Source organism: Providencia sp. PROV129, from assembly GCF_028482245.1.
Classification (GTDB): domain Bacteria; phylum Pseudomonadota; class Gammaproteobacteria; order Enterobacterales; family Enterobacteriaceae; genus Providencia; species Providencia vermicola.
Genome location: NZ_JAMPQD010000021.1, coordinates 44,390 through 70,119 on the forward strand (window position 1 = coordinate 44,390; position 25,730 = coordinate 70,119).

The 25,730-nt window shown below is 40.2% G+C and carries 40 protein-coding genes and 1 pseudogene; 7 read left to right on the forward strand and 34 right to left on the reverse strand.

All coding sequences use genetic code 11. The annotated features are described in order from the left end of the window. The 18 genes from PSF27_RS15415 to PSF27_RS15500 form a co-directional block, all read right to left on the reverse strand. Nucleotides 1-381 (reverse strand): phage tail assembly chaperone, encoded by a 381-nt coding sequence (locus PSF27_RS15415; RefSeq protein WP_272681821.1) that lies wholly within the window; start codon nucleotides 379-381, stop codon nucleotides 1-3. Further along, nucleotides 381-863: a phage tail protein gene (locus PSF27_RS15420; protein ID WP_306803806.1), complete on the reverse strand. Its 483-nt coding sequence runs from the start codon at nucleotides 861-863 to the stop codon at nucleotides 381-383. Before PSF27_RS15420 ends, PSF27_RS15415 begins: the two co-directional genes overlap by 1 nt. A 60-nt stretch (nucleotides 864-923) precedes the next feature. Then, complete coding sequence (gp17, locus tag PSF27_RS15425) at nucleotides 924-1,259, reverse strand: tail completion protein gp17 (RefSeq protein ID WP_272681822.1); 336 nt, start codon at nucleotides 1,257-1,259, stop codon at nucleotides 924-926. Then, on the reverse strand, nucleotides 1,256-1,705 hold the full coding sequence (locus tag PSF27_RS15430; RefSeq protein WP_272681868.1) for an HK97-gp10 family putative phage morphogenesis protein: 450 nt from the start codon (nucleotides 1,703-1,705) through the stop codon (nucleotides 1,256-1,258). The genes gp17 and PSF27_RS15430 overlap by 4 nt, the downstream gene beginning before the upstream one ends. After that, nucleotides 1,698-2,024: a phage head closure protein gene (locus PSF27_RS15435; RefSeq protein ID WP_272681823.1), complete on the reverse strand. Its 327-nt coding sequence runs from the start codon at nucleotides 2,022-2,024 to the stop codon at nucleotides 1,698-1,700. Before PSF27_RS15435 ends, PSF27_RS15430 begins: the two co-directional genes overlap by 8 nt. Next, entirely contained in the window at nucleotides 2,021-2,329 is a 309-nt protein-coding gene (locus tag PSF27_RS15440) for a head-tail connector protein (protein WP_272681824.1), read from the reverse strand. Before PSF27_RS15440 ends, PSF27_RS15435 begins: the two co-directional genes overlap by 4 nt. Before the next feature lie 51 nt (nucleotides 2,330-2,380). Beyond that, nucleotides 2,381-3,592, reverse strand: coding sequence for a phage major capsid protein (locus PSF27_RS15445; RefSeq protein ID WP_272681825.1), 1,212 nt, complete (start codon nucleotides 3,590-3,592; stop codon nucleotides 2,381-2,383). 10 nt (nucleotides 3,593-3,602) lie between these two features. Next, nucleotides 3,603-4,250 (reverse strand): HK97 family phage prohead protease, encoded by a 648-nt coding sequence (locus tag PSF27_RS15450; RefSeq protein WP_272681869.1) that lies wholly within the window; start codon nucleotides 4,248-4,250, stop codon nucleotides 3,603-3,605. Continuing rightward, nucleotides 4,228-5,457 carry a phage portal protein gene (locus PSF27_RS15455; RefSeq protein WP_272681826.1) on the reverse strand — a complete coding sequence of 410 codons (1,230 nt, stop codon included), beginning with the start codon at nucleotides 5,455-5,457 and terminating at the stop codon, nucleotides 4,228-4,230. The genes PSF27_RS15450 and PSF27_RS15455 overlap by 23 nt, the downstream gene beginning before the upstream one ends. Nucleotides 5,458-5,459: 2 nt before the next feature. After that, the gene (locus PSF27_RS15460) at nucleotides 5,460-5,636 is read right to left on the reverse strand and encodes a hypothetical protein (protein ID WP_226694018.1); all 177 of its coding nucleotides are present in this window, start codon (nucleotides 5,634-5,636) and stop codon (nucleotides 5,460-5,462) included. Between the two features lie 9 nt (nucleotides 5,637-5,645). Then, on the reverse strand, nucleotides 5,646-7,376 hold the full coding sequence (locus PSF27_RS15465; RefSeq protein WP_272681827.1) for a terminase large subunit: 1,731 nt from the start codon (nucleotides 7,374-7,376) through the stop codon (nucleotides 5,646-5,648). A gap of 3 nt (nucleotides 7,377-7,379) precedes the next feature. Next, nucleotides 7,380-7,853, reverse strand: a complete 474-nt coding sequence (locus PSF27_RS15470; RefSeq protein WP_226694020.1) for a phage terminase small subunit P27 family — start codon at nucleotides 7,851-7,853, stop codon at nucleotides 7,380-7,382. Between the two features lie 152 nt (nucleotides 7,854-8,005). After that, on the reverse strand, nucleotides 8,006-8,212 hold the full coding sequence (locus PSF27_RS15475; protein ID WP_272681828.1) for a hypothetical protein: 207 nt from the start codon (nucleotides 8,210-8,212) through the stop codon (nucleotides 8,006-8,008). Between the two features lie 5 nt (nucleotides 8,213-8,217). Beyond that, on the reverse strand, nucleotides 8,218-8,559 hold the full coding sequence (locus tag PSF27_RS15480; RefSeq protein ID WP_272681829.1) for an HNH endonuclease: 342 nt from the start codon (nucleotides 8,557-8,559) through the stop codon (nucleotides 8,218-8,220). Then, nucleotides 8,559-8,894 (reverse strand): hypothetical protein, encoded by a 336-nt coding sequence (locus PSF27_RS15485; protein ID WP_272681830.1) that lies wholly within the window; start codon nucleotides 8,892-8,894, stop codon nucleotides 8,559-8,561. The genes PSF27_RS15480 and PSF27_RS15485 overlap by 1 nt, the downstream gene beginning before the upstream one ends. A 73-nt stretch (nucleotides 8,895-8,967) precedes the next feature. After that, entirely contained in the window at nucleotides 8,968-9,126 is a 159-nt protein-coding gene (locus PSF27_RS15490) for a hypothetical protein (protein WP_272681831.1), read from the reverse strand. Nucleotides 9,127-9,170: 44 nt separating this feature from the next. Continuing rightward, entirely contained in the window at nucleotides 9,171-9,380 is a 210-nt protein-coding gene (locus tag PSF27_RS15495; protein WP_272681832.1) for a hypothetical protein, read from the reverse strand. A gap of 415 nt (nucleotides 9,381-9,795) precedes the next feature. After that, nucleotides 9,796-10,041 carry a hypothetical protein gene (locus PSF27_RS15500; RefSeq protein ID WP_272681833.1) on the reverse strand — a complete coding sequence of 82 codons (246 nt, stop codon included), beginning with the start codon at nucleotides 10,039-10,041 and terminating at the stop codon, nucleotides 9,796-9,798. A 402-nt stretch (nucleotides 10,042-10,443) separates the two neighbouring features. On the opposite strand from PSF27_RS15500, the gene PSF27_RS15505 reads away from it, so the two are divergent. Continuing rightward, a complete protein-coding gene (locus tag PSF27_RS15505) occupies nucleotides 10,444-10,575 on the forward strand; it encodes an entericidin A/B family lipoprotein (RefSeq protein WP_048607741.1) in 132 nt (43 codons plus the stop codon). Between the two features lie 1,217 nt (nucleotides 10,576-11,792). Here PSF27_RS15505 and PSF27_RS15510 read toward each other — a convergent pair. From PSF27_RS15510 to PSF27_RS15585, 16 genes and pseudogenes are all read right to left on the reverse strand, one after another. Further along, complete coding sequence (locus PSF27_RS15510; protein ID WP_272573231.1) at nucleotides 11,793-12,296, reverse strand: hypothetical protein; 504 nt, start codon at nucleotides 12,294-12,296, stop codon at nucleotides 11,793-11,795. 58 nt (nucleotides 12,297-12,354) lie between these two features. After that, nucleotides 12,355-12,924 (reverse strand): lysozyme, encoded by a 570-nt coding sequence (locus PSF27_RS15515; RefSeq protein WP_272681834.1) that lies wholly within the window; start codon nucleotides 12,922-12,924, stop codon nucleotides 12,355-12,357. Beyond that, nucleotides 12,905-13,105 (reverse strand): phage holin family protein, encoded by a 201-nt coding sequence (locus tag PSF27_RS15520; RefSeq protein WP_211888368.1) that lies wholly within the window; start codon nucleotides 13,103-13,105, stop codon nucleotides 12,905-12,907. Before PSF27_RS15520 ends, PSF27_RS15515 begins: the two co-directional genes overlap by 20 nt. A gap of 257 nt (nucleotides 13,106-13,362) precedes the next feature. Next, a complete protein-coding gene (locus PSF27_RS15525; RefSeq protein WP_432807425.1) occupies nucleotides 13,363-14,361 on the reverse strand; it encodes a YbgA family protein in 999 nt (332 codons plus the stop codon). 1,090 nt (nucleotides 14,362-15,451) lie between these two features. Beyond that, nucleotides 15,452-15,574 (reverse strand): annotated as a pseudogene (gene ymcF, locus PSF27_RS15530) (cold shock small protein YmcF); the annotation flags it as partial. Between the two features lie 7 nt (nucleotides 15,575-15,581). Beyond that, the gene (gene cspE / locus PSF27_RS15535) at nucleotides 15,582-15,794 is read right to left on the reverse strand and encodes a transcription antiterminator/RNA stability regulator CspE (protein WP_123381835.1); all 213 of its coding nucleotides are present in this window, start codon (nucleotides 15,792-15,794) and stop codon (nucleotides 15,582-15,584) included. 1,154 nt (nucleotides 15,795-16,948) lie between these two features. Beyond that, on the reverse strand, nucleotides 16,949-17,308 hold the full coding sequence (locus tag PSF27_RS15540) for a hypothetical protein (protein ID WP_272573233.1): 360 nt from the start codon (nucleotides 17,306-17,308) through the stop codon (nucleotides 16,949-16,951). A 192-nt stretch (nucleotides 17,309-17,500) separates the two neighbouring features. Then, nucleotides 17,501-18,052: a DUF1133 family protein gene (locus tag PSF27_RS15545; RefSeq protein ID WP_272681835.1), complete on the reverse strand. Its 552-nt coding sequence runs from the start codon at nucleotides 18,050-18,052 to the stop codon at nucleotides 17,501-17,503. Nucleotides 18,053-18,083: 31 nt separating this feature from the next. After that, complete coding sequence (locus tag PSF27_RS15550; protein WP_442958952.1) at nucleotides 18,084-18,623, reverse strand: DUF968 domain-containing protein; 540 nt, start codon at nucleotides 18,621-18,623, stop codon at nucleotides 18,084-18,086. 14 nt (nucleotides 18,624-18,637) lie between these two features. Beyond that, entirely contained in the window at nucleotides 18,638-19,015 is a 378-nt protein-coding gene (locus PSF27_RS15555; protein ID WP_272681836.1) for a RusA family crossover junction endodeoxyribonuclease, read from the reverse strand. Next, complete coding sequence (locus tag PSF27_RS21090) at nucleotides 19,012-19,245, reverse strand: hypothetical protein (RefSeq protein ID WP_272681837.1); 234 nt, start codon at nucleotides 19,243-19,245, stop codon at nucleotides 19,012-19,014. Before PSF27_RS21090 ends, PSF27_RS15555 begins: the two co-directional genes overlap by 4 nt. Nucleotides 19,246-19,334: 89 nt before the next feature. Continuing rightward, a complete protein-coding gene (locus PSF27_RS15565; RefSeq protein WP_272681838.1) occupies nucleotides 19,335-20,384 on the reverse strand; it encodes a helix-turn-helix domain-containing protein in 1,050 nt (349 codons plus the stop codon). Between the two features lie 8 nt (nucleotides 20,385-20,392). After that, nucleotides 20,393-20,605 (reverse strand): DUF4222 domain-containing protein, encoded by a 213-nt coding sequence (locus tag PSF27_RS15570; protein ID WP_442958953.1) that lies wholly within the window; start codon nucleotides 20,603-20,605, stop codon nucleotides 20,393-20,395. Continuing rightward, nucleotides 20,562-20,738, reverse strand: coding sequence for a hypothetical protein (locus PSF27_RS15575; protein WP_272681839.1), 177 nt, complete (start codon nucleotides 20,736-20,738; stop codon nucleotides 20,562-20,564). Before PSF27_RS15575 ends, PSF27_RS15570 begins: the two co-directional genes overlap by 44 nt. An 83-nt stretch (nucleotides 20,739-20,821) precedes the next feature. After that, the gene (locus PSF27_RS15580; RefSeq protein ID WP_272681840.1) at nucleotides 20,822-21,280 is read right to left on the reverse strand and encodes a YmfL family putative regulatory protein; all 459 of its coding nucleotides are present in this window, start codon (nucleotides 21,278-21,280) and stop codon (nucleotides 20,822-20,824) included. A 55-nt stretch (nucleotides 21,281-21,335) separates the two neighbouring features. Then, the gene (locus PSF27_RS15585) at nucleotides 21,336-21,524 is read right to left on the reverse strand and encodes a Cro/CI family transcriptional regulator (RefSeq protein ID WP_109913337.1); all 189 of its coding nucleotides are present in this window, start codon (nucleotides 21,522-21,524) and stop codon (nucleotides 21,336-21,338) included. 101 nt (nucleotides 21,525-21,625) lie between these two features. Between PSF27_RS15585 and PSF27_RS15590 the strand changes: the two genes are divergently transcribed. The 6 genes from PSF27_RS15590 (at nucleotide 21,626) to PSF27_RS21095 (ending at nucleotide 25,255) form a co-directional block, all read left to right on the forward strand. After that, nucleotides 21,626-22,270 carry a LexA family protein gene (locus PSF27_RS15590; RefSeq protein ID WP_109913345.1) on the forward strand — a complete coding sequence of 215 codons (645 nt, stop codon included), beginning with the start codon at nucleotides 21,626-21,628 and terminating at the stop codon, nucleotides 22,268-22,270. A gap of 99 nt (nucleotides 22,271-22,369) precedes the next feature. Continuing rightward, entirely contained in the window at nucleotides 22,370-22,579 is a 210-nt protein-coding gene (locus tag PSF27_RS15595; protein ID WP_272681841.1) for a hypothetical protein, read from the forward strand. Nucleotides 22,580-22,607: 28 nt separating this feature from the next. Continuing rightward, nucleotides 22,608-22,904 carry a hypothetical protein gene (locus PSF27_RS15600; RefSeq protein WP_272681842.1) on the forward strand — a complete coding sequence of 99 codons (297 nt, stop codon included), beginning with the start codon at nucleotides 22,608-22,610 and terminating at the stop codon, nucleotides 22,902-22,904. Nucleotides 22,905-23,124: 220 nt separating this feature from the next. Next, nucleotides 23,125-23,340, forward strand: a complete 216-nt coding sequence (locus PSF27_RS15605) for a hypothetical protein (protein ID WP_272681843.1) — start codon at nucleotides 23,125-23,127, stop codon at nucleotides 23,338-23,340. A 1-nt stretch (nucleotide 23,341) separates the two neighbouring features. Next, on the forward strand, nucleotides 23,342-24,520 hold the full coding sequence (locus PSF27_RS15610) for a tyrosine-type recombinase/integrase (protein ID WP_272681844.1): 1,179 nt from the start codon (nucleotides 23,342-23,344) through the stop codon (nucleotides 24,518-24,520). A gap of 3 nt (nucleotides 24,521-24,523) precedes the next feature. Continuing rightward, nucleotides 24,524-25,255 carry a hypothetical protein gene (locus tag PSF27_RS21095; protein ID WP_272681845.1) on the forward strand — a complete coding sequence of 244 codons (732 nt, stop codon included), beginning with the start codon at nucleotides 24,524-24,526 and terminating at the stop codon, nucleotides 25,253-25,255. The last annotated feature ends 475 nt before the right edge of the window (nucleotides 25,256-25,730 follow it).

A 25,730-nucleotide genomic window follows, 5' to 3' on the forward strand; every position in this document is an offset into this window, starting at 1 on the left:
TTACTTTTTTTCAGCTTCTAAGACTGAAATGGTTAGCGCAAATGCTTCTGATAATAAACGCGCATGAACTGGACCGTATGTTTCCAACAAGGCAGGGATATCTTCTTCAGTGAAAACGGGTGCACCATCCTCTTCAAGAAGAATATTAATAAATAAAGCAACATCACCTTCAATATTGCGTAAGGATTTTTGAGTGGATGTTAATTCTTCGCCCTCTTTCACTTCAACTAATTCACTGCACTTAATACGCGCTTGAAGCGATGGCTCACGCACAGTCACCTCCAGATCGCCCCACTCAGGAACAATCACTTTTTTAGACCGAAATGATTGTGATGCGGTGAGCGCTAAATTACGTAAATTAGACTTTTTAACTTTAGCCATTACTTACCGCCCCCTGTTGGTAATGATTGTGTTGCTGGAACAACCTTCCCTTTAACTAATGGCGTTGTCTTGCCTTTTAGTCGAAGCGTGAATGATGCGCTTACTACGCCATTCGTTGCTGCAGACCAGCTGTTTTGACGAACTTCAGCAAGAAACGCGAAACCATTACCAGATGGAAATACCACTTTAAAGGCATGGAGGGTATCTTCATTGTATGCTTTGCGTAATACATCTTGCCCTTCATCAACAGCAAAGTGTCCACCGATAGTCACCTCTGCTGGCGCAGCTAGCCCATTTATATTCTCCTGGTCATCTGAACAGAATACCGTGACGTCAATATCTGTTTTCTGCCCGCCCGTGTAGCTAATTTCTTTCGTTGTACAATCAATTGGCAGCGAATCCGTTTCGACTGCAGTAATATCTGTTGCCGCCAATTTCGAAACGCTGATTTTGGTACCTTGCGTTTTTTCATGTTTACTCATAATCAGTTTCCTATAGACATAAAAAAAGCTGCCGAAGCAGCTCGTGATGTAAGTTGAGGTTTAATTCCAGACTTGGAATTCTAAAGTTTTACGATGTAGAGCCGTGTCTGACTCATAATCAGATTTTCGGGAGACATTTGTTGGTGCTAATACTTTTATGGCCATAAATGCTTTATCCCGTATTTCGCTAGCTTTATCAGGGCTTTTCGCATAAATATCAATTTGAATATTAGTCATTGTTTCAGCCTGCCCAGCGAACACATCCTCGTCAACTTCATAGGATGAGAATATTAACCATGGTGGACTGATAGCTGGCGCATCTTGCGGAACAACGAGCGGAAAGACCTTATCAGGCAATACAGGATCTAAGAGTTTGAACAAGTCTGCATCAGTCATTTGTTGAGTACCTCATCAATAGCACGATTCATCCGTTCTATAGCTGCACTAGCGGCTTCATCTGCTTTGCTATCGAACGCGGGACGAATAAAAGGTACGGGTGGCATTTTAGATGTACCCTCCTCTAAAAATCGCCAGTAATAAGCATTGCGCGGATCCTTAGCTTTCATGGAATTATCGCTATTGGTACCCTCTTTATTACTGCCGCGCACATACACACCCGCTGAGACTTCACCCTCTTTGCGGCTGCGTTGGCTGCTGGCCATGATATTTCTAGCGAGTTTTCCTGTTCGCCTTGGTGCTTTTGCCCTTACTTCATCGCGCAGAACGGCTGCTCCCGCATAAGTCGCTTGCCTCAGTACCTTGGTGCTTTCTGCTTTACTGAGTTCTTCAAGCTCTTTACTCACATCAAGAAAGCCACTGAAATCAATATTAAAATCATCCATCATCCTTAACCCCCTGTTTACACAGCAATTCAAGTCGGGTGTTTTTCACGTCAGGAATAGCAGATTGAATATCATAGTTGAGCCCGTTAAAAACCATGCGACAGGTTGAATTAATATCAGACCGAAAGCGCATCCAAACACGAACCGTTATTTCTGACATTTCAGCACCTGACGCAAGAAGCTCACGACCCGAAATAGGTTTAACTTCCGCACGCGTTGTAACAATATCAACCCACTGATTTTCACGAGCACCAGAGGGTAATTTAACCAATTCACTACGCTGAAAAATAACGATGTGACGCAATAAACCTGCTTTCATTTTTGCCCCCGCATCGGCCTTATCCGATATACGCGCAAAGCATTACAAAGCGATTCAGGTAATGACTGCCCCTCTCGGTTTTCATACCAAAAACCCACCATTTGCATAAGTCTTAGCTTAATGTCCGCTGTAAGCAGTAAACCATCAGGGTCGTTTTCTGGCACTGCATCATCATACAAATTTCGATTAGTCAGCCTTTTCACTTCGGCTATCGCTGATGAGAGACTTTGCTGCAGCAAATCATTATCGTGATCGCCATCGATATAGCATTGACGCTTCAATTCATCGATAGTCGGGAATGGCATGGTGCCTCCAATAAAAAGGCGGCAATCAAGCCGCCATGGATAACATTGTGATTATTTTGCTGCTGGTGCTTTCAGCAACTTCACCGCATTACTATCTGTCATCATTGAACCAACACGTTTGGTGGTATAGAAATGCACAAATGGCTTGTTAGTGTACGGGTCACGCAACATACGGACGCCAATACGGTCAAGAATCGTGTAACAACGTTTGAAGTTACCAAACGCAATCGGTGTTGAATCTGCAACCACATCAGAAAATTGCTCATTTTCTGCGATGCCATAACCCAGTAATGCAGAAGGTTGACCCAACTGTAAGCCTGGTTGCCACAAGTAGTTTCCTTGCGCATCTTTCAGCGTACGAACTTGGAACAGGGTGTTGTTGTTCATCATGAATTTAGCACCAGAACGATAGACTTTACGCATGGTATAAATCAACTTCATGACTTCATCAGCGGTAAGTTCCGTTGGTTTTTTCAATAATAAATGCTGCAGTGTGCCCCAATCACGCTCTTTATCGGCTTTGTCGTCACTACCGTATGCCAGCAGTCCTTTTGGTTTTTTAACGCCATCACCATGTGTGTATGCGGCCTCTTCTTGTTCGGCGAATTCAGTAGAAAGCTCACCTGTAATGAACTGTTCAACATTAAAAAAGGCATCATCCAGCATAGTTTGTGTTGCTGCGGGGTTTCCGTAAATTTCGCCCCATACTGGCTCAATAGGTGCGAGTTTTGAGGTTTTAGTTTCAGGGCGTTTATCCACCTCACCGACCCAACCGCTACTCGTTCCACCTTGATTCACCAAGCGTTTAAAGTTGGTCGTTCCCACTGTCACAACATTACACTCTTGACGCATAACCACTTCATCACGCAGCATACTGATAATATTGCGATCTAGCTCTTCAGGAACTGCAAAACCACCGTCAGGATCAGAACCCACTTGCATGGCCTTACGCTCTAAATCGGCAAGACCGTCTTCTTTACCTTTACGAACAAACTGTTCAAAAGCGGCTTTATGCTCAGTCACCTCTTTTGTCGCGGTTCCGCTACCATCAGGGCGCTTAATTTCAGCCAGTTCAGCTTCTAAGCTGGTTTTTAATTCATCCAGCTCTGATAGCTTGCCGTTTAACGTATCAACTTGCCCAGCAAGTTTGCCTTTTTCAGCTTCAAGCGCTTCGATGCGCTTGTCATTTTTTTGAGTGAACTCTTCGAATTTACCTTTAAGTTCCTGCGCAACTTCACTAACGTCTTTATGATCTACAGCCATAATAGTACCTTTATTTATCAAAAATGGATTTCAATGTGTTGATAGCCTCTTGCTCAGCATCACGCAGAGAAAGTGCATCGTAGCCTTTAGCCATAAAGGCTTTGGCTTGTGTTCGCGAAAGCCCAACATCGCGCAGGACTCGCTCAATACTTTTTTGTGTGGGTAATTCGCCTCGAGCAAATGCCGATTTCACATCACTGACTCGGGCTTCATCATTTGAGGGAAACGTCACTAAACTGACCTCCCACAAATCGATTTCTTTCAATAGAAAAGCATCTTTATTGCGGTCATACTCCCAATCTTTGAGGATGTACCCAATAGAAAGTCCAGATAATGATCCAGCCTTCATGTGAGCATGCGCGCGCTTGGATAATGGGTCGTCATCAATGAGCAATCGCCCTTTGACATAAAGCCCTGTGCTGTCTTCCCGCATTTCGGTATAAATACCAATAGGCTCAGACATTTTGTGCTGCCAGAGCATGGCGGGTAGTGCGCCTTTTTCTTTCCACTGATTCAATGAGTTAAGAAAAGCACCTGGTATCACAATATCGGAGTAGCTGTCTTTCACGCCAAAAACCGAGCCATAGCCCTCAAACTCTCCCGAGTCGCTGACTGACTTAATTTTCAGTGGTACATCAAGCCGTTGTTTGGTCATCATCGACATGCGTTTTTCCCTCCTGTTTTGAGGATTCTGGCTTTGTGGTCATGTTTAATGGGGTGAGATAGATGTCGCCACCGTCACGCGGATTGAGCTCTTCCAACTCGCGGCACTCGTTCGGTGAATAAATCCCCCAGTTGATACCCGTTGCATACGCATCAAATCGGGATTTCATATCCCCTCGAAGCAGTGCGCCTGTATTGAATTTGGCGTAGAGAACACCCTGTTTGCTTGATTTAACTAAACCAATATTGATACGTTGCTCTATACGGATAAGGTAGGGAACCAACGAGTAATTGATAAACCCTATCCCAAGGTTTTCAATATTATTAAATGTGGCCCTATCGGTGTTCTGCACTAGATGTAGAGGGACGCGGAAAATACGACAAATCTCCTCGAGCTGGAATTTTCGCGTTTCAAGAAATTGGGCGTCTTCTGCAGATAAACTGATTTGCTGCCACTTCAGCCCCATCTCTAAAATCATGGGCTTATGCGAATTAGAAAGTCCTTGGTGATTCGCTTCAAAATCTGCCTTTAATCGGTCGAAAGCAGGATCTGAAAGCTCCTGATCTGTTTGAAGAACACCACTCGTTACCGCGCCGTTACCGAATAACCGAGCACCGTGTTCTTCTGTGGCCAAACCAAGACCAATTGCCTGTTTTGCATACGCGATAGGACTTAAGCCTATCAACCCATCCAGGGTGAATATACGCACATGCCAAATTTCAGCCTGTGATAGTGTTTTGCAATCCCCATTGGGGAATGTCACCTGATATTCAGGCTCCCACTGACTGTTTAACTTTGGCACTACAGAGCTGGGGTCTAAGGGTAATAATTCGACGACTTCACCCAATGCATAAACTTTGTAAGCGTAAAAATTCCCTCGCAAGCATAAGCACGCAATCAATAACTCCCAAAACTCTTGCGGAGTCATGTAGTTATTCGGTTTCACTGACAATAGCTTATTCAATCGCTCACGAGTGGCGCGTCGATTCCCCCGCTCTAATTGTTCATACAAAGAACACGGCAACATCCCTACCGATTCAGCCAGAACACGAACACAACCGAATACTGCGGTTAGCTGCATGGCAAGTTGTGAGCTGACCTTTCGCCCCGAATAGGTATTATAAGAAAGACCGATGAGCTCACTCAGTTCATGAGAGGTCATCCCCTCGCTGGATTTCCGAAATAGACCAGGAAAAAACATAGTTACCCCTTACTATTTTTCGGCTGGCCCATCGACTTAGAAACCAAGTAGGACCATAAAAGGCATAACAGCCCCGCAGTGATATAACCAATGGGGGAGTAAATTAGCCAAGTGCCAAACGACAGCAAGCAGGCACCCGCAATCCCAACCAATAAGGCTGTAATTGTTAAAAATTTCATTGGATTTCCTTAGAGAGAACGCAACCCGCGAGTCGCTAACACATCGGATAAATTTTGTTGTGGCTCACCGCCACCCACCAATTGACGGCTTTTTGCCGTAAATAAAGCAAATGGTCCATCAATTTTATTTTCAGGTGTTGATTTATTAGGGAAAATATTGTCATTTTTATCAGGTTTAACGGTAACGTTAGAGAGCATCCATGCCATCATGGGATTATGATCGTGATGAAACTTACCCGCATAGACGTCCGCCTGTACACTCTTCATTGCTTCAGTCATGTTTTTCACTGTTTGGGCAACCTCAACTAATGGCATTCCCTCTTCAGCTAATCGACGTGAAAACTGGACTGCGCTCCACGGGTCAAAGCCTAACTCACGCACCTCATCACCTTCACACCACTTAAGTATGTCGGCCTTAATAATATCATGGTCAATCACTTCACCATCCGTCAGCTCAAGGAACCCCATATCAGCCCATTTGCGATAAAGTTCAGCAATATGTTTAGGGGCTGCTTTAATGCGGTCTTCGGGCAACCAAAACTTACACTTAATATGTAATTGGCCACGGAGATCTTCATAAACCTTAATCGCCGCAGTCACGTCTATTTTGCTGGATAAATCCACACCAATCCAAACAGGGTAGTTTTTCAGTTCATCATCAGGCGCATTCTCGGGGCATTTTTCCCACTTGCTCATGTCCATCCAAACGGATTCGGCATTCACCCATTTATTTAGGTGCTTAGTGAGAAAGTTAGGCCGAGCGGCAACTTGCTCTTTCGCTTTCTTTGCAAGCCGCCTCATATCATCAAAACGCTTACAAACTCCGAGACCAGGATTGGCTTTTATCCAAACTGACTCGTCAAAATCATCATCATTTTCATCAAGGGTATAAATAATGGCAAAAAAGGTATCATCCTCAACAACCCCTGTTAGCACCTTAATGGCGTAGTCTCTCAACTCGTAACAAATCCCCTCCTTATTAAAACCCGAGGTCGTTATTGCAAATAAAAGTGACTGCAGTCGTGCGCCTGTTCCTGTTTCAAGTACATCCCATACATCACGGGTTTTATGGGCATGGAGTTCATCCACTATCCCGCAGTGAATATTTAATCCATCAAGGTTGTTTGCATCACTGGAAAGCGGTTCAAACTTAGAGGCTGTACGCTCTTGGTAAATCGCTAGCTTGTTATACTCAAAAAGCCGCCCCAATGACGTTTTTGCCTTTTTGACCATATTTTTGGCATCTTCAAACACAATACGAGCCTGATCGCGAGTTGTTGCGGCAGAATAAACCTCAGCACCACCCTCACCATCAGCACCAGTCATGTATAAACCGATGCCGCTTGATAATGTTGATTTGGCATTTTTACGCGCCACTTCATTGAAAGCGGTTCTAAATCGCCGAACAAGAACAGTATCGCCGTCATCATCAAGTACTTGCTCACCCGTTAGTTCATCAATTAATGGGATCACAAAACCAAATATATTAATCAAAATAAAGACATGCCAAGGCATTAGGTCAATCGGCTTACCTGCCAATGCCCCTTTGACATGCGGGATAAAATTATAAAAGTCGAGTATGTGCTGTGCGCGTTCTTCAATGAAATAGATACCGCGCTCAGGCCCATGCTCTAAATCATCTAAAAATCGCTGGCACGCCAAACGCACCAGTTCGCACGCAACAATTTCTCCAGCAACAACCTGCTCGGCGTACTGAATTCCATCTGTTACGGTTGCCATTCATCATTTGCGCTTTTTCAAAAATGCCTCGAAAGGGTCTTCTTCGGCAGGTGTGTTTATAGTGACTTTGGATCTGGCCGCTGGAGTCATGCCAAATTCACCGAGCATAGCCCTGATGCGCTTAAATGCATCTGATTTCATTGCTGCTGCTGGGTGCGCCTTTTTAATTGTGTCACCCGTCATAGACGTTGTGTTGTATGTATAACCTTCAACCTCCAAAATTTCGCAGTGATGCCGATACTCAACATACGCCTCAATCAGTAATTCAAGCGCTTTTGAGTCGAGTTGGCTCATTACACCAAGCGCATTGAGTTCTTCCCCGATTTTCTTAAACCAGTACTTACCGCGCTTATCAAAATACTTCGGAGTTGGGGGTACCCCTGATGGGGGTTTTGGTTCTTTTTTATTAATGGGTCGTTTGGACGGGTTACCCCTCACTAATTGCAGGTGTGACGGGGTTTTTGGCGGTCCTGCCATGATAGACACCTCCTATTAATGAGCGTTGGGGTAACCCCAAAAAAAAGTTTTCTAACCTGCGGCGATGTAACAAAAGGTTAGGCGTCGGTACTTTGGGCGAAAGTTTTTAGAGATTTGCCCCCCTCCCCTATAGTGATAGTTTCATATGGTAATTAATCTAAGTGGATATCAGGTGCATCAGTAATCAATGAGGGTTGCCATACTAATGTCACAACGACTAAATTGTTTTGGCCTGGTGGGGTAGTTGTTATGCTTAGATCTATTTGACCTGACAGCAACTGGCCATCAACAGAGAGGCCATAACCCATCCATTTTCCACCTTTATATAACTTTGATAATTTAACCTGTTGTTTTTCCACTTAACTTACTCCCTTGCAGTCTTGCGTTTATGACATGGCCAACAGAGTGATTGCAGGTTGCTGTCATCATCAGTTCCCCCATGAGCCTTTGGCTTTATATGGTCGACGGTCTTAGCTTCTACTGCTCGGTCTGACTTAATGCACTCTTGGCATAAATATTTATCACGCTGCAGAACTCGGGTGCGAATCTTATCCCACTTAGAGCCATAGCCACGTTGATGTCGACTTAGTCCTTTTTGGTGACTTTCCCACCCTGAATTAATATGGTCTTGGCAATATCCGCTTCGGTCTGTAGTTGTTTTACTGCAGCCATGCTTGCGGCAAGCGCGAGGTATACGTTGTGGCATTACAGCCACCCTGACTTAGCTGATTGCACATCTTGTGATAGTCGTTCGATTTGCTTTCCCATATTAAGTATCGTCTGTTCAAGCTGTGTTATTCGTTCAGCGTCGCTCTCTGAAACTTCATCAGATGGATTGTAAGAATTGTTAGCTAACGGGTAGGTATCAGAAAGCCAATCAGTCGAACCACACTTAGTACAAATGTGCTTAAATCTAGGTGGGGATGTGAGTTGAATATCATTACATCCCCTGTCTCTAATCATTAAGCCTTCTTTGCATTTATCACACTGATATTCAGTAATAGTTGTTATTAATCTCACTACTTTTGGTTTAAGTTCCATGCAGTCGCCTCAAACAAAAAAGCCACCAGCGGCTAACTGATGGCTATTTAAAGTGTTATTAGTACTTATTTGGTTATAAAGTGAGGGAGTAAGTCGGAGCCTTCGTCACTTCAATTAAGTTTGCTATGTCAATTATGGGCTTGTATACCTGCCTACCGCTTGGGGTAACTTCCACTTTGCATTTAACAGTAACTTCAACATCATCAACAACAATTTGCATTGTTTCTGACATAGCCTTCTCCATCATAAAGAAACCATTACTTTTAATTTAGCAGGTTATTTATTTAACTCTAAGTAGCAACCAACATCTGCCACTGCACTAACAAAACGCTTAGCCTGCTCTCTATCAATAATCACTGTCTTACCATCAATTACAAAATAAATACTATCTTCATCATAATAAGATGACCGACCAACCTCTAATTCAACTGAGGTTTTATTACCTTGGTCTTTTAAGACTTCTTCAAAGAACATTAACGTTGCCATACGGCCTCCAGAAAAATGAATTTCAATGTAAGCTGTGAGACTATCAGTAATAACTCTATCAATGCTACTCAATGAATAGCATTTGTAGAATTAAATAAAATCAATCTCTAAATATTCTAATGAGAGAAAATACTGAAGTTATAAGCACTGTCGATAAAGTAAGAACTAACCAGTAATCCAAAGGAAGGTCAAATTTCAGCCACGAATACATAGCATTTACAATATAGACAACCATTGCTATTGAAATGCCAATAAAGAATAACAAAAAGTGTTTATAAGTGACCATTGAGTTTATTTGATGTCGAATCAAGGATATGCAAATAAATAGAACTAAAATAAAAATTACAAAATCACTCATATCATCACCTTAAGAGCATCAATTACATACAGTATAAATGCTCTCGCCAAAATAATTCTACTCTTTAATATCCAGCGGCATATCGCGCATTGATTTAGGAATTTCTCTTTCACTATACTCTTCAGCTATGGCCATTATTTCCTTATATGGGCGAGCATACGGACCAACTACAACAGTAATGTTTTTCCTTTCTGCCTCTTCAGGCGTTAACTTCATAGCTTCGACTGTCATTATCAAGGCTACTTTCAAAGCCGCACCTGTCCATGGTAAATACTTAATATCGTCCTCTTCACTACCTGCCATGACAACCTCCCTAAATGCTACTCACTTACTAGATTCTACCCAACAAAAAAGACTGATGCCTTACCTAACCAGTTTGGTATGGCTATTGATGTTAATAATAAGAGAAAACCAACCACTAAATATTGGAAAACATGAAGCATACGGATAAATAGCTCTTTTAATATCATAGAGTGTACCCTTTATTGCTAATGTTGATTAGTCACCAAAGCAAGTATTAACACTTAAAATATAGCAGCTCATTTTCTTTTGTCAGGTATCGCTAACCACACTAATCCCACATAGACATGATGGCTTAATACTAGTATTACAGCTCTATGCAGATAAAAATGGTAGTCAAATTGTTCTGCTATAATTAAAAATGATCTTTTGTAACTTATAACTTCACACTAAAAGGAAGATAATATGTTGAAAAAAATCAGTTTCCTCATCTGCTCATTAGCTGTTGCTTTCACATTAACCGCCTGTAACACAACTAAAGGTGTTGGTGAAGACATAGAGGCTGGAGGAGAGGCAATACAAAGAGCAGCCCAGTAAAAAGCCTACTTCCATACATAAAGCACTAGAGGATATATTTATTCTTCTAGTGTTTCTTTGTGCATTTAATGACACTCATTTTTGTATTTTCTTTTCCGTATTTGCTTACACTTTATTCGTGTGAAAACTTTTTAAACTATCTATGCTGATAGTGTATTCAAACTATTGCTTCGTTTTACTTCGCCTCAGTATTGGGGCATTTTTATTTTCCTCAACAAATGAAAAAGCCACCAGTGATTAGCTGATGGCTGTACTCCGATTTGGATTAAGTAATAAGTGGTGATAATATCTTGCCGCTGGTTAAGGATGACTGCTCCTACAACAATAATGATAAAGCTACATTTCCATTAGATATGCCCTTCTATAGAGGGGCTTTTTTTATGTCATTTGATAATCACCAATATAATTGCGCATTTGAAATAACCTGCTAGGCTTAACGCTGATATTCATTTGTATAAAGCAACATCTTTTAGCCTACCTCTGTGTAAGCTTTTTTTTATTCTTTCGGGATGCTTTTATCCAACTCTTCACGGAACTGTTCAGGTTTATTGAAGCCTTGTGCTGCCATAGTATTTCTCCTATTGATATAAAAACACCCCTGATTTCTTAGGACTGTAATATTTAGTTTCACTTAATTACATTAGTCCATCGATTAATATACTATTCTAAAAAAGAAGATATAATAATAATCAATCTAGCTGTGTATACTGTTATGCCCACCCTCCCTGTCGGTATGTGGGCTATTTTTTTGTCACTAAAAAGCCCTTCTATTGCAAAATCTTTGCTCACTTAATCCGCTATCAGCTGAAAATATTTAGAAATAACTTTGCATACTTTGAAATTCCTACTATGTTTAAAGTGATATTCAATTGTATAAGCAACATCTTTAGCCTACCGCTGTGTAGGCTTTTTTTGCCCTTCCGCCTAAATTTCACGAATTGCTTTATTGTTAAAAATATACTTTACTATTTAATAATATTTCCATTGCAAAGAGAGCTGCACTAAAATCTATGTATACTTACCCCGCTGCGCTCTTACTCATATCTATCCCTATCCTTGTCTGCATTCTATTCATTATTAGTAAAGATAAAAAACAACCAGATATAACGACGCTTTTTTTAAAGTTTTCCATTTACTTATTAAGCACTCTTACCTTCATAAGTTTAATTTTTTTGGCAAGAGCATTTACTGATTGGTATTAACGTAAACACCTCGTTCTAATGTGGTTTTAAGTTATTTCTCTCTGCGTCAATGTCTCGTATTCCCCTTAATTGCCCATTGGCCTTATCTAACGCTGATAACAAAGGGTCAATCCATAGTACCGCTTGGCAATAAGTTAAGGTGCTGGTGGTAGTGGTACTAGCACTGGTTCCGTTAGTGTTTTGGGGATCGGCGTACATTGACCGTAATTTGTAGGTGTACTTGAGCAACCCATCAGCAATAGGCTGAGGCACAGGTAAATCACAAGTAAGTTCTTTTTTGAGTATTTCTCGATATTCAATGACTTTCTCCTGTGATTTGGCTTCTGCCTGAATGCCATAGCGATAAGCTATGGTGGCTATTTGATTAAACCGATTGAATTGAAGCGACTGTGTAGCAATGATTTTGCTTTTCTTAAAATTGTCATCTTTCAGCAGTGAATTGCTTTCATATTCAGTAACAGCCCAGAAGCCTAGGCCGACAACCATAAGAAATAACCAGAATGAATTATCTATCTTCATAAGTTAACCTGACGGGCTTTGTTGTGATTAACCGCACTTTGGCAGCGCTTTTCTAGGCTTACCTTGTCAGTACCACCGCAGGTATCGTCTCTAAGTACATATACGCCAGCTGCCAAGTAGAAGGGGATCCCGATAATGAAAGCGGATATGCATAAGCGAACTCGCCAAGGCATACGGCTTTTTCTACTTCTCGTCTTGTCATTAACCCTTTCCACGGCTTACCCCCTGCATATATCCAGCGTTTAAGTTCATTACATGCGCCAGCTTGGTCACCAGCATTGAGTTTTTTAAGTAGCGTAGAACGTGAGAATGCCCCTGTTCCGACGTTATATGTAAATGAGTACAGTGCCGCCCTGGTGTAATCAGGAATATCAACCTTAATTAAAGGGTTCACAGCCTTAGCGACAATTGCCAAGTCCTTTTCTAGCAACGCATCGCACTCGGCTTTTGTGTATGTTTTTGTGGGGATAATGTCAGAACCTGTATGCCCATAACATACAGTTAGCACCCCCACCACATCACGGTAAGGTTTGGGCTCATATCCCTCAAACTCAGTAACCATCGCAACAGTTAAGGCCATCAAGCCACCAGCAGCAGCCATTTGAATTTTATTTGGTATTTTTGCCACTGTTAGCCTCTCTTAATTTGAATTCTTTCCGTTTGTAGTACCAATTCACAGCAAAAGTACCAACCGTACATAAAATACCCACGATTACAGCCCATTGATCTAGTGTGAAAATACCAAATATGGATGTTAGAACACCCCATATGATTGCAGCGGGGCTTGAATACTTTTCAGGCATACGCATATCCACCCCCTGCGGAGTGTTCCGATGTTTAGTTAATAGGTAGCCAGTCGCAAGGTCATTACAGTAATTAAGCATGTTGATAGTGATTTGCGAGGGCTATATACGAAAAAGGCCGCACTAGGCGACCTCTTGAAAGGATAGCTGGTTTAGTTCAACCAGACTATTCGTGCTACCATAACCCTATGACTCAAAATTCAATTATTCAGAATAACCGAATATGTAAGTAACTTTAAAATACTGAATAATAATTTTTAATATTATAGTCCATAACGTAGCCTTAATGCCTGAGGGTAAGGATGAAAGTACTTTTGATTATTCAAATAATTATCTGGATATTCAGATAAATAGTGCGTTATTAATGTTATTGGAGCTAATAAAGGTTGTGTTCCTTGACGATATTCTAGAATTAACTTACTTAATGCCTGCCTTTGGCTTGATGTTAAATGACGTTTAAAATAACCTTGAATATGCATAAGTACATTAGTGTGATTACGCCGAGTAGCTTGGTGTTGCAATAAACTCATAAGTTTATTTCGATACTCATCAAAATAAGAATCGAGTGATTTCCATTCAGCATTCCTAGCCACAAAGCGACCAAGTTCCCGATAAAGGGGCTGAGAGTGAGCTAACAAAAGGAGTTTATATCGCGCATGAAAGTCTATTAATGAATGACGATTAAATGAGTTTGTCCTTATTTCATTTAGCTCATGAAGAGCAAATACTCGTATAATAAAGTTTTCTCGAATATGAGGATCACTTAATCTGCCATCTTCCTCAACTGGTAACCAGGGCATCATCTTTAGTAATTGCTCAGTAAAAAGACCGATTCCCGATCTTTTGTTGCCATTACCAACGAAATCATATACCCGAACTCTTTCCAAACCACAACTTGGTGAGTTTTTACATACAATGTAACCATTTAAATTAAAAAACTTGCCCAAGTGTTCAGCTGCAAACTGTACCATTTTTTCAGTTAAATCACCTTCACAACCATTACTGAATTTGAGTCTAACACTGTTCTCTTCCGACTTAACTAACCTTAATGCTGGTCTGGGTGTTGGCAAGCCGATAGCCATTTCTGGACACGTTGGTCTGTATTCGAAATAATCGGATAACTCGTCTACAGCAAAATGGAAACGTTTATGACCACCATCAAATCTGACGCTGTCACCCAATAAACATGAGCTAATACCTACAACGATTTTTTTATCTGAAGCGTTACTCATATCTTTAGATGAAAAAACATTAACCATCATTGCCACCTTTATATGAAATCACTTATACGACTAAATTAATATATAATAATGCTGAACTCATATTAATAATATTGAACTTTATTTGCTAGCCCTATAAATGAACGCTACACATTCTAATAAATTAGATTAAAAAAACCACGCAACGCCCAGCCCTTGGAGTAATTTTTGGAGTTTTTTGTTTTTCGAAATGGCGTTGTAGAGACATATGCTGAGAGTTTATGCGTTCAGGTTCCCCATGGCGTGTATGCTTCTATCCTGATAAGTGCAGATAATCCATGCGAGTTAGCCAATCAGCCTTGGTACTCTCCACAATGAAAAGGTAACTTCCAACTTTGAGGGTTGATTTCAAGAACAGCAAACCTACCTCTTGAAGTTGCCTTGTCGTTGCAGAAAATAAAAAAGTCGCACTTGGCGACTTATCTTTTGCTTGTAACTTAATGCCTTACACTACTGTCAACGCAACACGAGCATGTTTTCACAATTGTATAACCTGAGTTTTTAGCTGCCTGAATCGCTTGTATAACATTAAAAAAGTTACCAAGGTAAAGCCTATTCAGAGCCATAGGCATACTTTTGCATCCAACTTTATGTATTTTATAATCTTCCCGTAGCTTCATTATCGTCTGAATATAATAATTCATATGTATCCATTTCATTTTACAAAGGATTTGTAACTAGCATGAACTGTCATCGAAGCATCTGACCTCGAGTTTTAATTTTGCTAAGACTAATTACTAGTCCAATAAGACAACGACCGAATAAATTTACATCCAGTAAACCAATGCCACTGTCGCCAGAAGCAAGCCTGTAATGGATAAGGCATTTTGTGCAAACGATAAAATTCGCTGAGAAAGTGTCGGTAGGTTCATAGGTGATCCCTTAGGAAATAACTTCCTTTGGATACCGCATCTATTTTTTAGATAAAATCTAGCGGGTGCAAGATCTGCTATTATTGCAATGAGGTATATGCGAATCCCATCATAACACACAATACAGAACAAATACGTTCCATTAGCTTCAAATATGACAAAACCCCGCATTGCGAGGTTTTAAGTAATAACCTAATTGGCTATTAACATGCCTGTGCTTTCATCACACTTTTGCAAAAAATACATTTTGCACCATGTGGATTGCTGACCGATATATCAAACTGTGAAGTTCTATATTGGGAGCCTCTACAGCAAGGGCATTTAAAATAGAGATAGATTTTTATAATGTTTTTAAAGCGCCACCACGTTGCCAGCAGCAGGACCTTTCATTCCATTCTCAATTGTGAATGAAACTTGTTGTCCTTCAATTAAAGATTTGAAGCTATCGCTCTGAATCGCAGAAAAATGAACAAAGACATCTTTACTGCCATCTGCTGGAGTGATAAATCCGAAACCTTTATTATCGTTAAACCATTTTACTGAACCAGTCATTGTATTAGACATAGAATTTCCTTTAATTTTTTTTGATTGCCATAAGGCATAAATGAGGTTTGTTTTTTATTTTTACTTATGGGAATTAATTAGAAGGAATTCGCAATGAAGAGGTATCTTAGATAACGCTAAATGGTGAAAATCTTTAAACTGACTAGCATAAATAGGCCTGTACTTCCAAACCGATGAGCTGATTAAGCCACATAAACTCTAAGATAGCAAATTTTATTTTAAATAATAGCATAAAGCATACACAACAATAGCGATTCATGTAATGTTTATCATCGAACTTGTTACCCAGTGCGATACCATCTGGTAAACGTGACCACGTAACATAGAAACAATGAGGACATATTATCTCAGTAGGCGCATAGTAAGTTCTGGTAAAACAATCCTCTTCATCTTTATCGACCTGAATGTAGCCTATATGCAAGCCTCACACGAGTTAAGTACAATGACTTCTCTAGCAACTAAATCTTCGGTTGGTAATTCACTAGCAGATCTGAACAACTAATTCAGCAAATATTTGCATTATTGGGCCTCAGAAAACAAAAAGCCGCACTAGGCGACCTCTTAAAAATTATGCAATTTAATCACCCTGCACTGGTGACATCTTGTATGGGGTACTATTCATCTATCTGAAAATATTATTTGGGGTTAATGTTATGCCAAGTTTTCCACAAACAAGACCAGCAATGAAACGACAAAAATCACCACTAAATATTGCATTCCAACCATAAAATCTAAAAAACGATTAACTGCTTTCACAAATCCCGACTCATAAACAAGGTTCCATAAGGTAAATTGTAACTAAAGCAGCATCAAATATCCACATAAAGATAATGTATACATCTAATGTAGCCAACTAGCTCTAATTGTAGAATATTCACCTTATCCAGTGTGGAATAGCAACAAATAGAAGAACTAATACCAGTGCAGCTACCGCTACCTGTAATACATTAAAGATCCCCATAAATACAATCCCTTTATGACTAACAATTGTTTACTACTTGGTTGTTATATAAAGGTAGCAACATTTTACGCATTGTAAAGAATTGTACATATCAAAAGCAAAAAACCCGACATTACTGACTGGTCTATAGCACAATCACGATTAAGGGGCTATGGAACATTTCCACTTCGGGTAGGCATTCTTTTCAGGACTATTAATTCACTTTGTACCCATACTCTGCACATTGCTCAATAACACTGCGATACTTATATTCATTATCACCAACAAGGACAACTCGGCGTAAGTCAATGTGATCTATGGGCTCTGGCATTGAAAGGATAAAAGGAGTTGCCTCTTTATTTGATTTAGCGACTGAACCGCAGTATGCATCATACGGATTAGCAATCATTTTCCCGAGGTTGAACTTTGCAGATGCTGGTAATTTAAGGTGTTTTTTTATTAAGCTAGTTACCTTAATCTCTTCTTCCTTAGTTAGGCTTCTTTCCGCTGCTAAAGTACTGCTCGATACAACCATAATTGAGATAGCCAGCAATACTGAAAATGATTTACTCATTTAATTATCCTCCATTAAATATAAACATCAGATATCTATTTAATTTAGGAAGCTAATATTAATAAAGACTAAATAATGAGGCAATAAAAAAGCCCCGCAATTGCGAGGCCTTAAATTCGTTTTCTGCTTTGCGTTTAAAGCTCCGCGCAGCATATATGAAAACTATAACTTTATCGGTAAAATAGTCAAGCTTTATTCACCGTAATGATACTTATGGTCGAATTCATCGCACATTGGACGATATAGCATAAACTCAGCAACACTAATCCATGCTTTAACTCTGTCTTGGTATGTACGCAAACAATAACGACCGTCTTGTTCGAAAAGCTCTAGCGCAATTTTATACTTGGATTTTTTATAAACATAATGCTCTTTTAGGATATCCAACAATCCAGCATCAGCTTTCATAACCTCACAAATGACTTTATCCATTTTGCCGCCTTCAGCATCCGAACAGAACCACATGCTACTGAGTGCCTTTTTATCTTTAAACTCTTCCAAGAACATTAATAACGTTTCTTTGGATAGACCAGATGTGCGCATTCTCTTCATTGCATCTTTTAAGGCTTTTTTGGTAATTGTTGGTTCTTCTAATAGCTGATTAAACATGCCTGCTGCATCTGGTACCTTGCTAAATGCCGCCCATCGTCCCCACATTTTTAAACGCCCACGGATCCACACACTTTCCAATGTACGTAATTTAAAATGCTCTTCGCCTTTACCTGTTGTTAATGGATAAATCACTTAATACCTCTTTAGTAGGCCGCACCCTACGTTAACCGAAAACACCCAGCGCCGCTGAACGGTCTAGGAATCGAAATAACAAAACCAACTGGCTTCCGTGCTCGCTCTCCCACCCTTTTGGATCATGGTGTAATGCATCATGATGTACTCGACACAATGGGATAGTGAACAAATCATGGGCTTTAGTGCCCATTCCACCCTGACCATGGCCTATTAGATGATGTGCATCATGCGCGATAGAGTTACAGATACAACACGGCTGTGATTTTACCCACTGCAGGTATTTATCATTAGTCCAGCGCTGCAGCTTCGGCTTTAGCATAAGGCTTGCTGGTGGCTCAGGATCTACAGATAGCCTTAGTGCTGGCTTTAATACCTCAATCTCATTCATCACGTCGCTGAAGCTTTGGTCAGAAAGTGAGATAAAGCCTGATGGCTTATTTTTTAGTTCATCGGGTAGTGTCATGAGCAACATCCTGCCAGCGAATGTGTTCAAATTCGCTCCTGGTTTAAATATCACAGCGTTAATTTCAGGAACGATGATCGGAGTTAATATCCATTGGTAACTCATTCTATTCCCCACATTTACGCAACCGTACTTACGCTTTCATGCAAACTGATTGATATTTCAAAGCGCCCACCCTTGACCACTTCACACCACTCCATCTCAACTCGCTTGACTTGGTCGTCATCCTTCCAAATATTGGCATGTGTTAATGCGTCGAATGGTGCTTTTAAATAGTTATCTATGTCCCGTTTGTGGTTCGTTGGTGGATACATTTTTACTTTTACTGTAACGGGCTCTGTTATCGCTATCGGTTTACGCCTTAATTGCTCATAGATAGCGACAATCGCACTGCCACGAAATTTACGGCCCTTCTCACTGATTAGCGTTCTACCATTCACATTACGCCAACATGCATTAACACTTGGTGGAAATGGCAATATAAGTGATATGCTCATGCTCTTACCCCTGCCAATAAAGCATCAAACTGTCGAACTAAAGCGGACAAAGCTGTCTCAGCAACAATCCCATTTGAACTCGCTGAAGTATCATGAGAACGAAACTTCCCATCCCTTAGCATTTTTTCACAATCATCAGATACGTGATAAAGACCATCTTTGCCTTGATACACCAAGCCATAGTTGATTAGAAATTTGATGATAGTTGTCGCTCCAGAGTGCTTTTTCATATTGAACTCGTTGAACAAATCATCACGACTAAAAGGTCTACCCTTGAAGTGCGTTGTGAATTCGGTATACCGACGTTTCTGTGAAGAAATCATACTGTCATCTCCTTTGCTGCTTGTTCGGCTGCCTGTTGCCAAATACCCGCCCATGCCTTACGACCTACAAAATCAGTCATGCGACGAACACCTGATTTACCCGCCAGTTCACTTGCGATTTCCTCGGTGCGGTTTTGAGGTTTTGAACGGGAACCGATGATCCGTGTAAATGCTTCATCACGCTCAACTGCATCGACTTTCACTTTTTGCTCACCAGATAAACGCAATGAGAGGTCATCCCATTGGTTGCGCAGTGTTCTTGGGCACTGAACGTTTTTCTTCCAGAAATCGTCTTGGGTAACACGCTTGTAGAATTGGCAAATTTCTTTGTGACTATGCCCGTCAACACTGACCATCAGGCGAACTTCGTTAGCCCAATCGGTGAAGTTAGGCTCCTTAGGAGCTTTGAGCCCTAAGTCTTTGAAAACTTCGCATTTGCGGTCAAACAACCATTCAGCGCACTTGATGTCATTGCTTGAGCCCCATTTCTGGAAGTTAGCGCTGTAAATCACCGCCTCTGGGTAACGATTTAAAAAATCAATTTTTGACTGGTCGCTGGATTCGCTAGAATTCTGCGACGAAGAGTTAGTTACTGATGGATCATGTATTGAAGTTACTGACGGATCGCCCCCAGATTCTGGCGGGTCAAAACGGTTATTTTTGCTTGATTCTGACGGGACAGATTTTGATGCAACAGAATTTGATACGTCAGGATTTGATGTATCAGAAGCTGACGGTTGAGAAAGTGCAGCCATTGCCGCTGAAGCTAATTTATCAACATTCAATTGATAGATATTGCTCGCATTGCGGTTACCTTTACGGCGCTTTTCTCTGGATAACCATCCATCCTTTTCTAAATCTTTTATTGCCGTACGAACAGTGCTTTCACCCGCACCAATTTGACGAGCAATTGTCGGTACTGATGGCCAACAAACACCATCATCATTTGAAAAGTCAGCGAGACGGGCCATTATCGCAACAGAGGTTATTTTCAAACCTGCACTTGCGCAGCCATCCCATACATAACTTGATAGTTTTACGCTCATGCTGTTACCTATTCGACTCGTGTATATTCAGCTTTAAATCTGTACAAAGGGGCGAAGCATTCATGTTCATAGCCGTCACGCAGGAATATGACCCACTGTTTGACACGGTCATAACGTATGACACGAACGCGAATACCGCGCTTATCCAGATAAATGCGATTGAGATTATTGGCGTCTTCATTGGACATGCTCCCCTCTCCCGCAATTGGCATTAAAATCATCTACCAACCACTGCATAAATGGGTAGTTGGTTTCTTGGTAACCGTCTGGTAATTTAATCTCATAGACGAAACGGTTATTACGGATTGAAGCGCGTACTTGCGCTCTACCGCGTAAATTCGTTACACTGCTCATGCTAGTTACTCCACACAAGTTGTTATTAGCACTCGACGCTCGGGACCGCATATCCTGAGCGTCACCCTTTCTAGCTATGCTCATCATCGTTTAATTCCATATACCGTTTTTAATGACTCAATAAATCCTGCCGCGTAACCAAACACCTTTGCTAATTTGCGATCTATTTCCTTAATTTCCTCGTCAGTAAGAACACCATCGGAAATACTATTTTGAATCAGTACAGATAAGGCACCTTGCATAGCGCCAAGATTCATGTGTATTTCAAAGAGTTCGACTGTATCTAAATTCTCAGGCTCGACTTTAGTTGCAGGAACCATTGAGTGACGATCCATGTGATATTCCACCAGCAACTTAGTGCCTGATAGTTCTTCAATCGCTTCTAGTTCATCATTTTCAAAGAAGCGACAGCCGTTTTTCTCATACAGCTTGTTATTGAAAGTAGTTTCAGAAATACCCAATGCACCCGCCATTGCTGAACGACCACCAGGGAATGCTTTACACATCTCTTTCACGACTTCTTTTAATGTTTGTTTGCACATATCTACAATTCCGTTGTTTTGTTGGTAGTTAACTCAGTTAGTTCGATTTGGTACTTTATTGATAAAGTGCAGGGTCAAACCTCAATTCACCTTTCGTTCTGTAATCAGCCTCAATGGCACGATTTTTCGGAATTAATTGATTGGGCCGTTTTTTCCACTGGTAAAAAGCTTCGGGGCTTATCCGAAAAAACTCAGCAATTTTATTAGTGGTTCCGAAGTATTTTTCGATCTGCTCTGTGGTCATAACACCTCCTAATTTCTAAGTTAAGTTAGATATTAATTGTTAATTTATATTTGGTCAATAAAAACTAAGATAACTTAGGTTTATATGAAATGGACTTAGGAATGAGTAAAACTGAAAACACCATCGGAAGCAGAATAAAGGCCTTGAGGGATATCACTAAAACCACCCAAAAAGAACTTGGTCGGTACTGTGGCGTATCTGATGTTACTGTCGGGTATTGGGAGAGAGACCTAAATGCACCACGGAGTGATGCTCTATTGAAATTAGCTAGGTATTTCAATACAACTGAAGCATATATATTGTATGGTATTCCATCTAAGCAAACATCTAACATAATCACGAGCGCACAAAAGGTGCCGATTTTATCTTATGTCCAAGCTGGCAACTTCACTGACTATGCGCCAAATCAGATTTACGATGATGATTTAGAGTTCATAGAGACCACCCTTAAAGTATCGCCTCTATCATTCGCATTGCGCGTCATTGGCGACTCCATGACAAATCCTTATGGCTTACCGTCAATCCCAGAAGGCTCAACAGTTATTGTTGATCCTGAAGCTGAAGTTGTTAGTGGTAAATTTGTTGTCGCTAGATTGCAAGGCTCTGATGAAGTTACCGTGAAACGTTATGTTGTTGATGGCCCCAATAAATTTTTAATGCCACTAAACCCCCGATATGACAACATTCCAATCAATGGTAACTGTGAAATAGTCGGTCTCGTTCGTGGTGTTCAATACGAGCTATAACCTCCCTTCTTAATTTAAATCTAAGTTTTCTTAGATTTTGTATTGACATAAATCCTAAGTTGAATTAGCTTACATCTAAGACAACTTAGGAGGCGCTCAATGCAAACCAATTCAAATGAACCAATCGTTACTTTTAGCGTTGCTATGACACAAGAAGATGCTGCGGCATGGATTATGGAAAAAGCCGCTGAACTTCAAAAGCTGGCGGCACTTAAAGCTAAGCAATCAGACTTGCAGCGCCAATTAGAAAAGCTCGATGAAGATATTTTCGACCAGTCTGAACGCTGCCAAGTCATTATTAATGCTTAACTAAATTCAATTGTGTGGAGTTCTAGCTATGTCGAATAAAGCAGATAAAACAACAGGAAATATTATTGAGTTGAAAATCAATGGCGCCACGGTTTGTTATTTGAGAACGGATGGCTCGGTAGCTGCGGATTACTTGTCATTTATCGCAAAAACCACTGAAGTCTTAATGCTGGATAGAAATTCGCTAGAACTAGAGGCTAATGCGTTCGGGAAAACTATCCAACATGGTTACAGTACATTCCCAACAGTTAATGCTTCTTCCCTTGAGGCGATTGAATCTCGGACTTTTCAAGGGTCTCAAGATGTTTTTGGAGGTCAGAAATGATCCCCCTAACAACATCAGGAGCTACTTAATACAGTAAAACAAATTAACGGCAAAGTTTTAATTAGCGGTTACAACTCTGGTTTATACAACAGTGAATTATCAACGTGGAGGAAAGTAACTAAAGACTCAAGAATTTCTACAGGTAGAGGTACTGGTATTCGAACTGAATGCCTGTGGTTGAATTTTTAAATCTGTATGCGGCAGATATGTGGAGATAATTATGTCTAGTGGAAAATTAATGAAAGCTAGCGCATGGGCTAAAAGAGAATTCGAGGATGGCTCAATACCCGACAATCGCACGATTAAGCGCTGGGTTGAAACTGGAATGTTAAAAGGCAAGATTGTTGATTGCTCTGTATGGGTAAATTCACAAGAACGCTGGGGTGTTGAGTCTATTATTTCATCATGCGTAAGTGATCTTATAAGGGCTTCTTAAGATGGCAGGCCGACCACGTAAAAGAGAATTCAGGCATTTGCCTGATTTTCTCTACTATGACAAAACAGAGAAACAGTATCGATTTACTTTAGTAAATGGTGCTCGTAAGAACTTGGGAGCAGACAAGGCAAAGGCTATCGCGATTGCTAAAGAGTATAACAATATCATGCGACCAGAAAATTTCATTTCTGTTAATTCGTTAATCATTAGTTCAGGGGGTAAAAATGGAGAGTCACTTCCGTTTTCTGAACATCTGGATAAATTGTTTGCTCGAATGGTGAATGATGAACAGCCATCGGAAAGCACGCTTAGTGATTGGACTAACGATCTAGAAAGGGTTAAAGCTTATTTCAATGACATTACACCAGCTGAGGTCACTCTTGAGCATGTTAACGGGTTCATTAATGAATTTCATGCGGAAGCTTCCGCTAATGTTCAAAATAGAAAAGTTGGCTTTCTAAAGAAAATATTTAGTTATGCAATGGATGAATCTCTAATGCTAGATAATCCTGCAGAACGTAAGAAAATGAAACGAGTTGATGGGAAAAAACGTCGCCGACTATCTTATGATGACTTTCTTAAAATCCGAGCATCTGCTGAACGTTGGTTACGAACAGCTATGGATTTAGCTTTACAGACAACACAAGCCAGACTTGAAGTTTCACGTATCAAATACAATATCAAAGCACCGAAAGCTAACACCTGCGGTTGCGTTTGGTTTGATGAAGAGAAAGACGGCATTTATGGCATGATCTATATACACCGTCAAAAGGTTCAGCACAAAGAAGCATCCCATGTAGCAATACCTATTGGAAAAAAACTTAAAGAAATAATTGATAATAGTCGTGACAGTGTAGCCAGTCCTTACATCGTGCATAGACTGCCAATTCGATTGCCAAATAAAATCAGCAAAGAAGTTAACCACCCTACTCAAGTGGCACCTGATTATCTCAGTCGTGCTTTTTCATCACTTAGGGATCGCGTTGGTGTTGCAGCTAATTTACCGCAAGATGAAAGACCGACCTTTCATGAAATTAGGGCATTGGCAGCATTTATGTTTAAACAACGAGGTTTTGATCCGCAAGCTCGCATGGCTCATAGTGACGCTGAATCAACCAAGATTTATACCGATAATCATGTAGAATGGGTAGAGGTTCCGCATTGTGAAATAGTTGGGTGAGAAATGACAGTCGAACAGTTAGCAGAGATCTTAGGTAAAATACAATTCAATCAAAGCTTATCCTTTGAGTCATATTTCGTGGTAGCTCTAGTGAGTTCTTTTTTCTCAGTGCTTTCAGTGTATCTAACTGGGTACGTTAAAGAAAAATCTAAATTCGATTTTATTAAAAAGAATCTAACTGAAATCAATACTCAGTTAGCAAAGAACACTGAGACGACTAAAAACATTGAGCATCAATTCATACAAAAAACATGGGTTTCACAGCAGGTCTGGATAAAAAAACAAGAAATCTATGATGATATCTTTAAGATTTTTATTGATATTGATAAATACTTAAATTATGAAGGATCTGCACTTGATGAATATACTTGGTATGAACATGGTATATATCAATTTATCGATAATGCATCTAAAGAAGAATTAAATGAATATTACAGTTCTAAAAAAGCATACCATGACAAATTCGATACCGATGAATACAAGCAATTATCTGATAAATATAAAAATATCAAACAAAGAAGCATAGAAAGTCTTGCTATTATTCTGCAAATTAAAGCTCTATTTTTATCACAAGAGTCTAAAACTATAATATCAGGCATCATAGATTTAATTAAACCTGAACCCAATGATTATGAAGAATGGGAAAGTTATGTCAATGACTCGCTAATAACATTCAAAAAATTAAAGGAAGATCTGTTGCTATCTGCTGAAAAAGAGTTGTTATCCTTAGTATAAATCAGGCGGTAAAATCAGACTTAACTCATTGTTTCATATAGTGCAGCTTTTGCATGTTAAGCACTGTTTGTTTGTACAATCAAATGAGTTATTTTCCTTTTAGATCAATGGTATTCACAGGACACTATCGGGGACATGGGGTGTCGGGGGTCGTAGGTTCAAATCCTATCATGCCGACCAAAATTCCCTAAGAAAACCAACCTATTACGGTTGGTTTTTTTATAGAGTCTTTGATTTTAATGTAGAAAGGTTATTAGAAACCGAAAAATTATGGTCTATGCTCTATTTTTCAGCTCATGGTCTTTCTTTTATTGATAATCAAAAAGATTTGACTCATGGCGATAAACGTAAACAAAATTTTGAACCACCGCTTTTTATTACCTCTTCAGACTCGCAAATGCGAGAATTCATATCAGCTCGAAGGAATGGCCTTAATTTCTTTAACTTAATCGCTGATTGGATGGGCATTAAAGAA

Bases quoted from the DNA above. Each gene is read 5' to 3' on its own strand.
- PSF27_RS15465 (WP_272681827.1), bottom strand. From the start codon at position 7,376: ATGGCAACCGTAACAGATGGAATTCAGTACGCCGAGCAGGTTGTTGCT.
- PSF27_RS15590 (WP_109913345.1), top strand. From the start codon at position 21,626: ATGAGTAAAACTGAAAACACCATCGGAAGCAGAATAAAGGCCTTGAGG.
- PSF27_RS15435 (WP_272681823.1), bottom strand. From the start codon at position 2,024: ATGAAAGCAGGTTTATTGCGTCACATCGTTATTTTTCAGCGTAGTGAA.
- gp17 (WP_272681822.1), bottom strand. From the start codon at position 1,259: ATGACTGATGCAGACTTGTTCAAACTCTTAGATCCTGTATTGCCTGAT.
- PSF27_RS15505 (WP_048607741.1), top strand. From the start codon at position 10,444: ATGTTGAAAAAAATCAGTTTCCTCATCTGCTCATTAGCTGTTGCTTTC.
- PSF27_RS15605 (WP_272681843.1), top strand. From the start codon at position 23,125: ATGTCTAGTGGAAAATTAATGAAAGCTAGCGCATGGGCTAAAAGAGAA.
- PSF27_RS15610 (WP_272681844.1), top strand. From the start codon at position 23,342: ATGGCAGGCCGACCACGTAAAAGAGAATTCAGGCATTTGCCTGATTTT.
- PSF27_RS15500 (WP_272681833.1), bottom strand. From the start codon at position 10,041: ATGGCAGGTAGTGAAGAGGACGATATTAAGTATTTACCATGGACAGGT.
- PSF27_RS15520 (WP_211888368.1), bottom strand. From the start codon at position 13,105: ATGCGTATGCCTGAAAAGTATTCAAGCCCCGCTGCAATCATATGGGGT.
- PSF27_RS15450 (WP_272681869.1), bottom strand. From the start codon at position 4,250: ATGATGACCAAACAACGGCTTGATGTACCACTGAAAATTAAGTCAGTC.
- PSF27_RS15440 (WP_272681824.1), bottom strand. From the start codon at position 2,329: ATGCCATTCCCGACTATCGATGAATTGAAGCGTCAATGCTATATCGAT.
- cspE (WP_123381835.1), bottom strand. From the start codon at position 15,794: ATGTCTAATACAATGACTGGTTCAGTAAAATGGTTTAACGATAATAAA.
- PSF27_RS15460 (WP_226694018.1), bottom strand. From the start codon at position 5,636: ATGAAATTTTTAACAATTACAGCCTTATTGGTTGGGATTGCGGGTGCC.
- PSF27_RS15595 (WP_272681841.1), top strand. From the start codon at position 22,370: ATGCAAACCAATTCAAATGAACCAATCGTTACTTTTAGCGTTGCTATG.
- PSF27_RS15540 (WP_272573233.1), bottom strand. From the start codon at position 17,308: ATGAGTAAATCATTTTCAGTATTGCTGGCTATCTCAATTATGGTTGTA.
- PSF27_RS15430 (WP_272681868.1), bottom strand. From the start codon at position 1,705: ATGGATGATTTTAATATTGATTTCAGTGGCTTTCTTGATGTGAGTAAA.
- PSF27_RS15600 (WP_272681842.1), top strand. From the start codon at position 22,608: ATGTCGAATAAAGCAGATAAAACAACAGGAAATATTATTGAGTTGAAA.
- PSF27_RS15480 (WP_272681829.1), bottom strand. From the start codon at position 8,559: ATGCCACAACGTATACCTCGCGCTTGCCGCAAGCATGGCTGCAGTAAA.
- PSF27_RS15455 (WP_272681826.1), bottom strand. From the start codon at position 5,457: ATGTTTTTTCCTGGTCTATTTCGGAAATCCAGCGAGGGGATGACCTCT.
- PSF27_RS15575 (WP_272681839.1), bottom strand. From the start codon at position 20,738: ATGAGCAGTGTAACGAATTTACGCGGTAGAGCGCAAGTACGCGCTTCA.
- PSF27_RS15510 (WP_272573231.1), bottom strand. From the start codon at position 12,296: ATGAAGATAGATAATTCATTCTGGTTATTTCTTATGGTTGTCGGCCTA.
- PSF27_RS15525 (WP_432807425.1), bottom strand. From the start codon at position 14,361: ATGATGGTTAATGTTTTTTCATCTAAAGATATGAGTAACGCTTCAGAT.
- PSF27_RS15550 (WP_442958952.1), bottom strand. From the start codon at position 18,623: ATGAGTTACCAATGGATATTAACTCCGATCATCGTTCCTGAAATTAAC.
- PSF27_RS15565 (WP_272681838.1), bottom strand. From the start codon at position 20,384: ATGAGCGTAAAACTATCAAGTTATGTATGGGATGGCTGCGCAAGTGCA.
- PSF27_RS15445 (WP_272681825.1), bottom strand. From the start codon at position 3,592: ATGGCTGTAGATCATAAAGACGTTAGTGAAGTTGCGCAGGAACTTAAA.
- PSF27_RS15420 (WP_306803806.1), bottom strand. From the start codon at position 863: ATGAGTAAACATGAAAAAACGCAAGGTACCAAAATCAGCGTTTCGAAA.
- PSF27_RS15570 (WP_442958953.1), bottom strand. From the start codon at position 20,605: ATGATTTTAATGCCAATTGCGGGAGAGGGGAGCATGTCCAATGAAGAC.
- PSF27_RS21090 (WP_272681837.1), bottom strand. From the start codon at position 19,245: ATGAAAAAGCACTCTGGAGCGACAACTATCATCAAATTTCTAATCAAC.
- PSF27_RS15495 (WP_272681832.1), bottom strand. From the start codon at position 9,380: ATGGCAACGTTAATGTTCTTTGAAGAAGTCTTAAAAGACCAAGGTAAT.
- PSF27_RS15580 (WP_272681840.1), bottom strand. From the start codon at position 21,280: ATGTGCAAACAAACATTAAAAGAAGTCGTGAAAGAGATGTGTAAAGCA.
- PSF27_RS15490 (WP_272681831.1), bottom strand. From the start codon at position 9,126: ATGTCAGAAACAATGCAAATTGTTGTTGATGATGTTGAAGTTACTGTT.
- PSF27_RS15585 (WP_109913337.1), bottom strand. From the start codon at position 21,524: ATGACCACAGAGCAGATCGAAAAATACTTCGGAACCACTAATAAAATT.
- PSF27_RS21095 (WP_272681845.1), top strand. From the start codon at position 24,524: ATGACAGTCGAACAGTTAGCAGAGATCTTAGGTAAAATACAATTCAAT.
- PSF27_RS15470 (WP_226694020.1), bottom strand. From the start codon at position 7,853: ATGGCAGGACCGCCAAAAACCCCGTCACACCTGCAATTAGTGAGGGGT.
- PSF27_RS15555 (WP_272681836.1), bottom strand. From the start codon at position 19,015: ATGAGCATATCACTTATATTGCCATTTCCACCAAGTGTTAATGCATGT.
- PSF27_RS15485 (WP_272681830.1), bottom strand. From the start codon at position 8,894: ATGGAACTTAAACCAAAAGTAGTGAGATTAATAACAACTATTACTGAA.
- PSF27_RS15415 (WP_272681821.1), bottom strand. From the start codon at position 381: ATGGCTAAAGTTAAAAAGTCTAATTTACGTAATTTAGCGCTCACCGCA.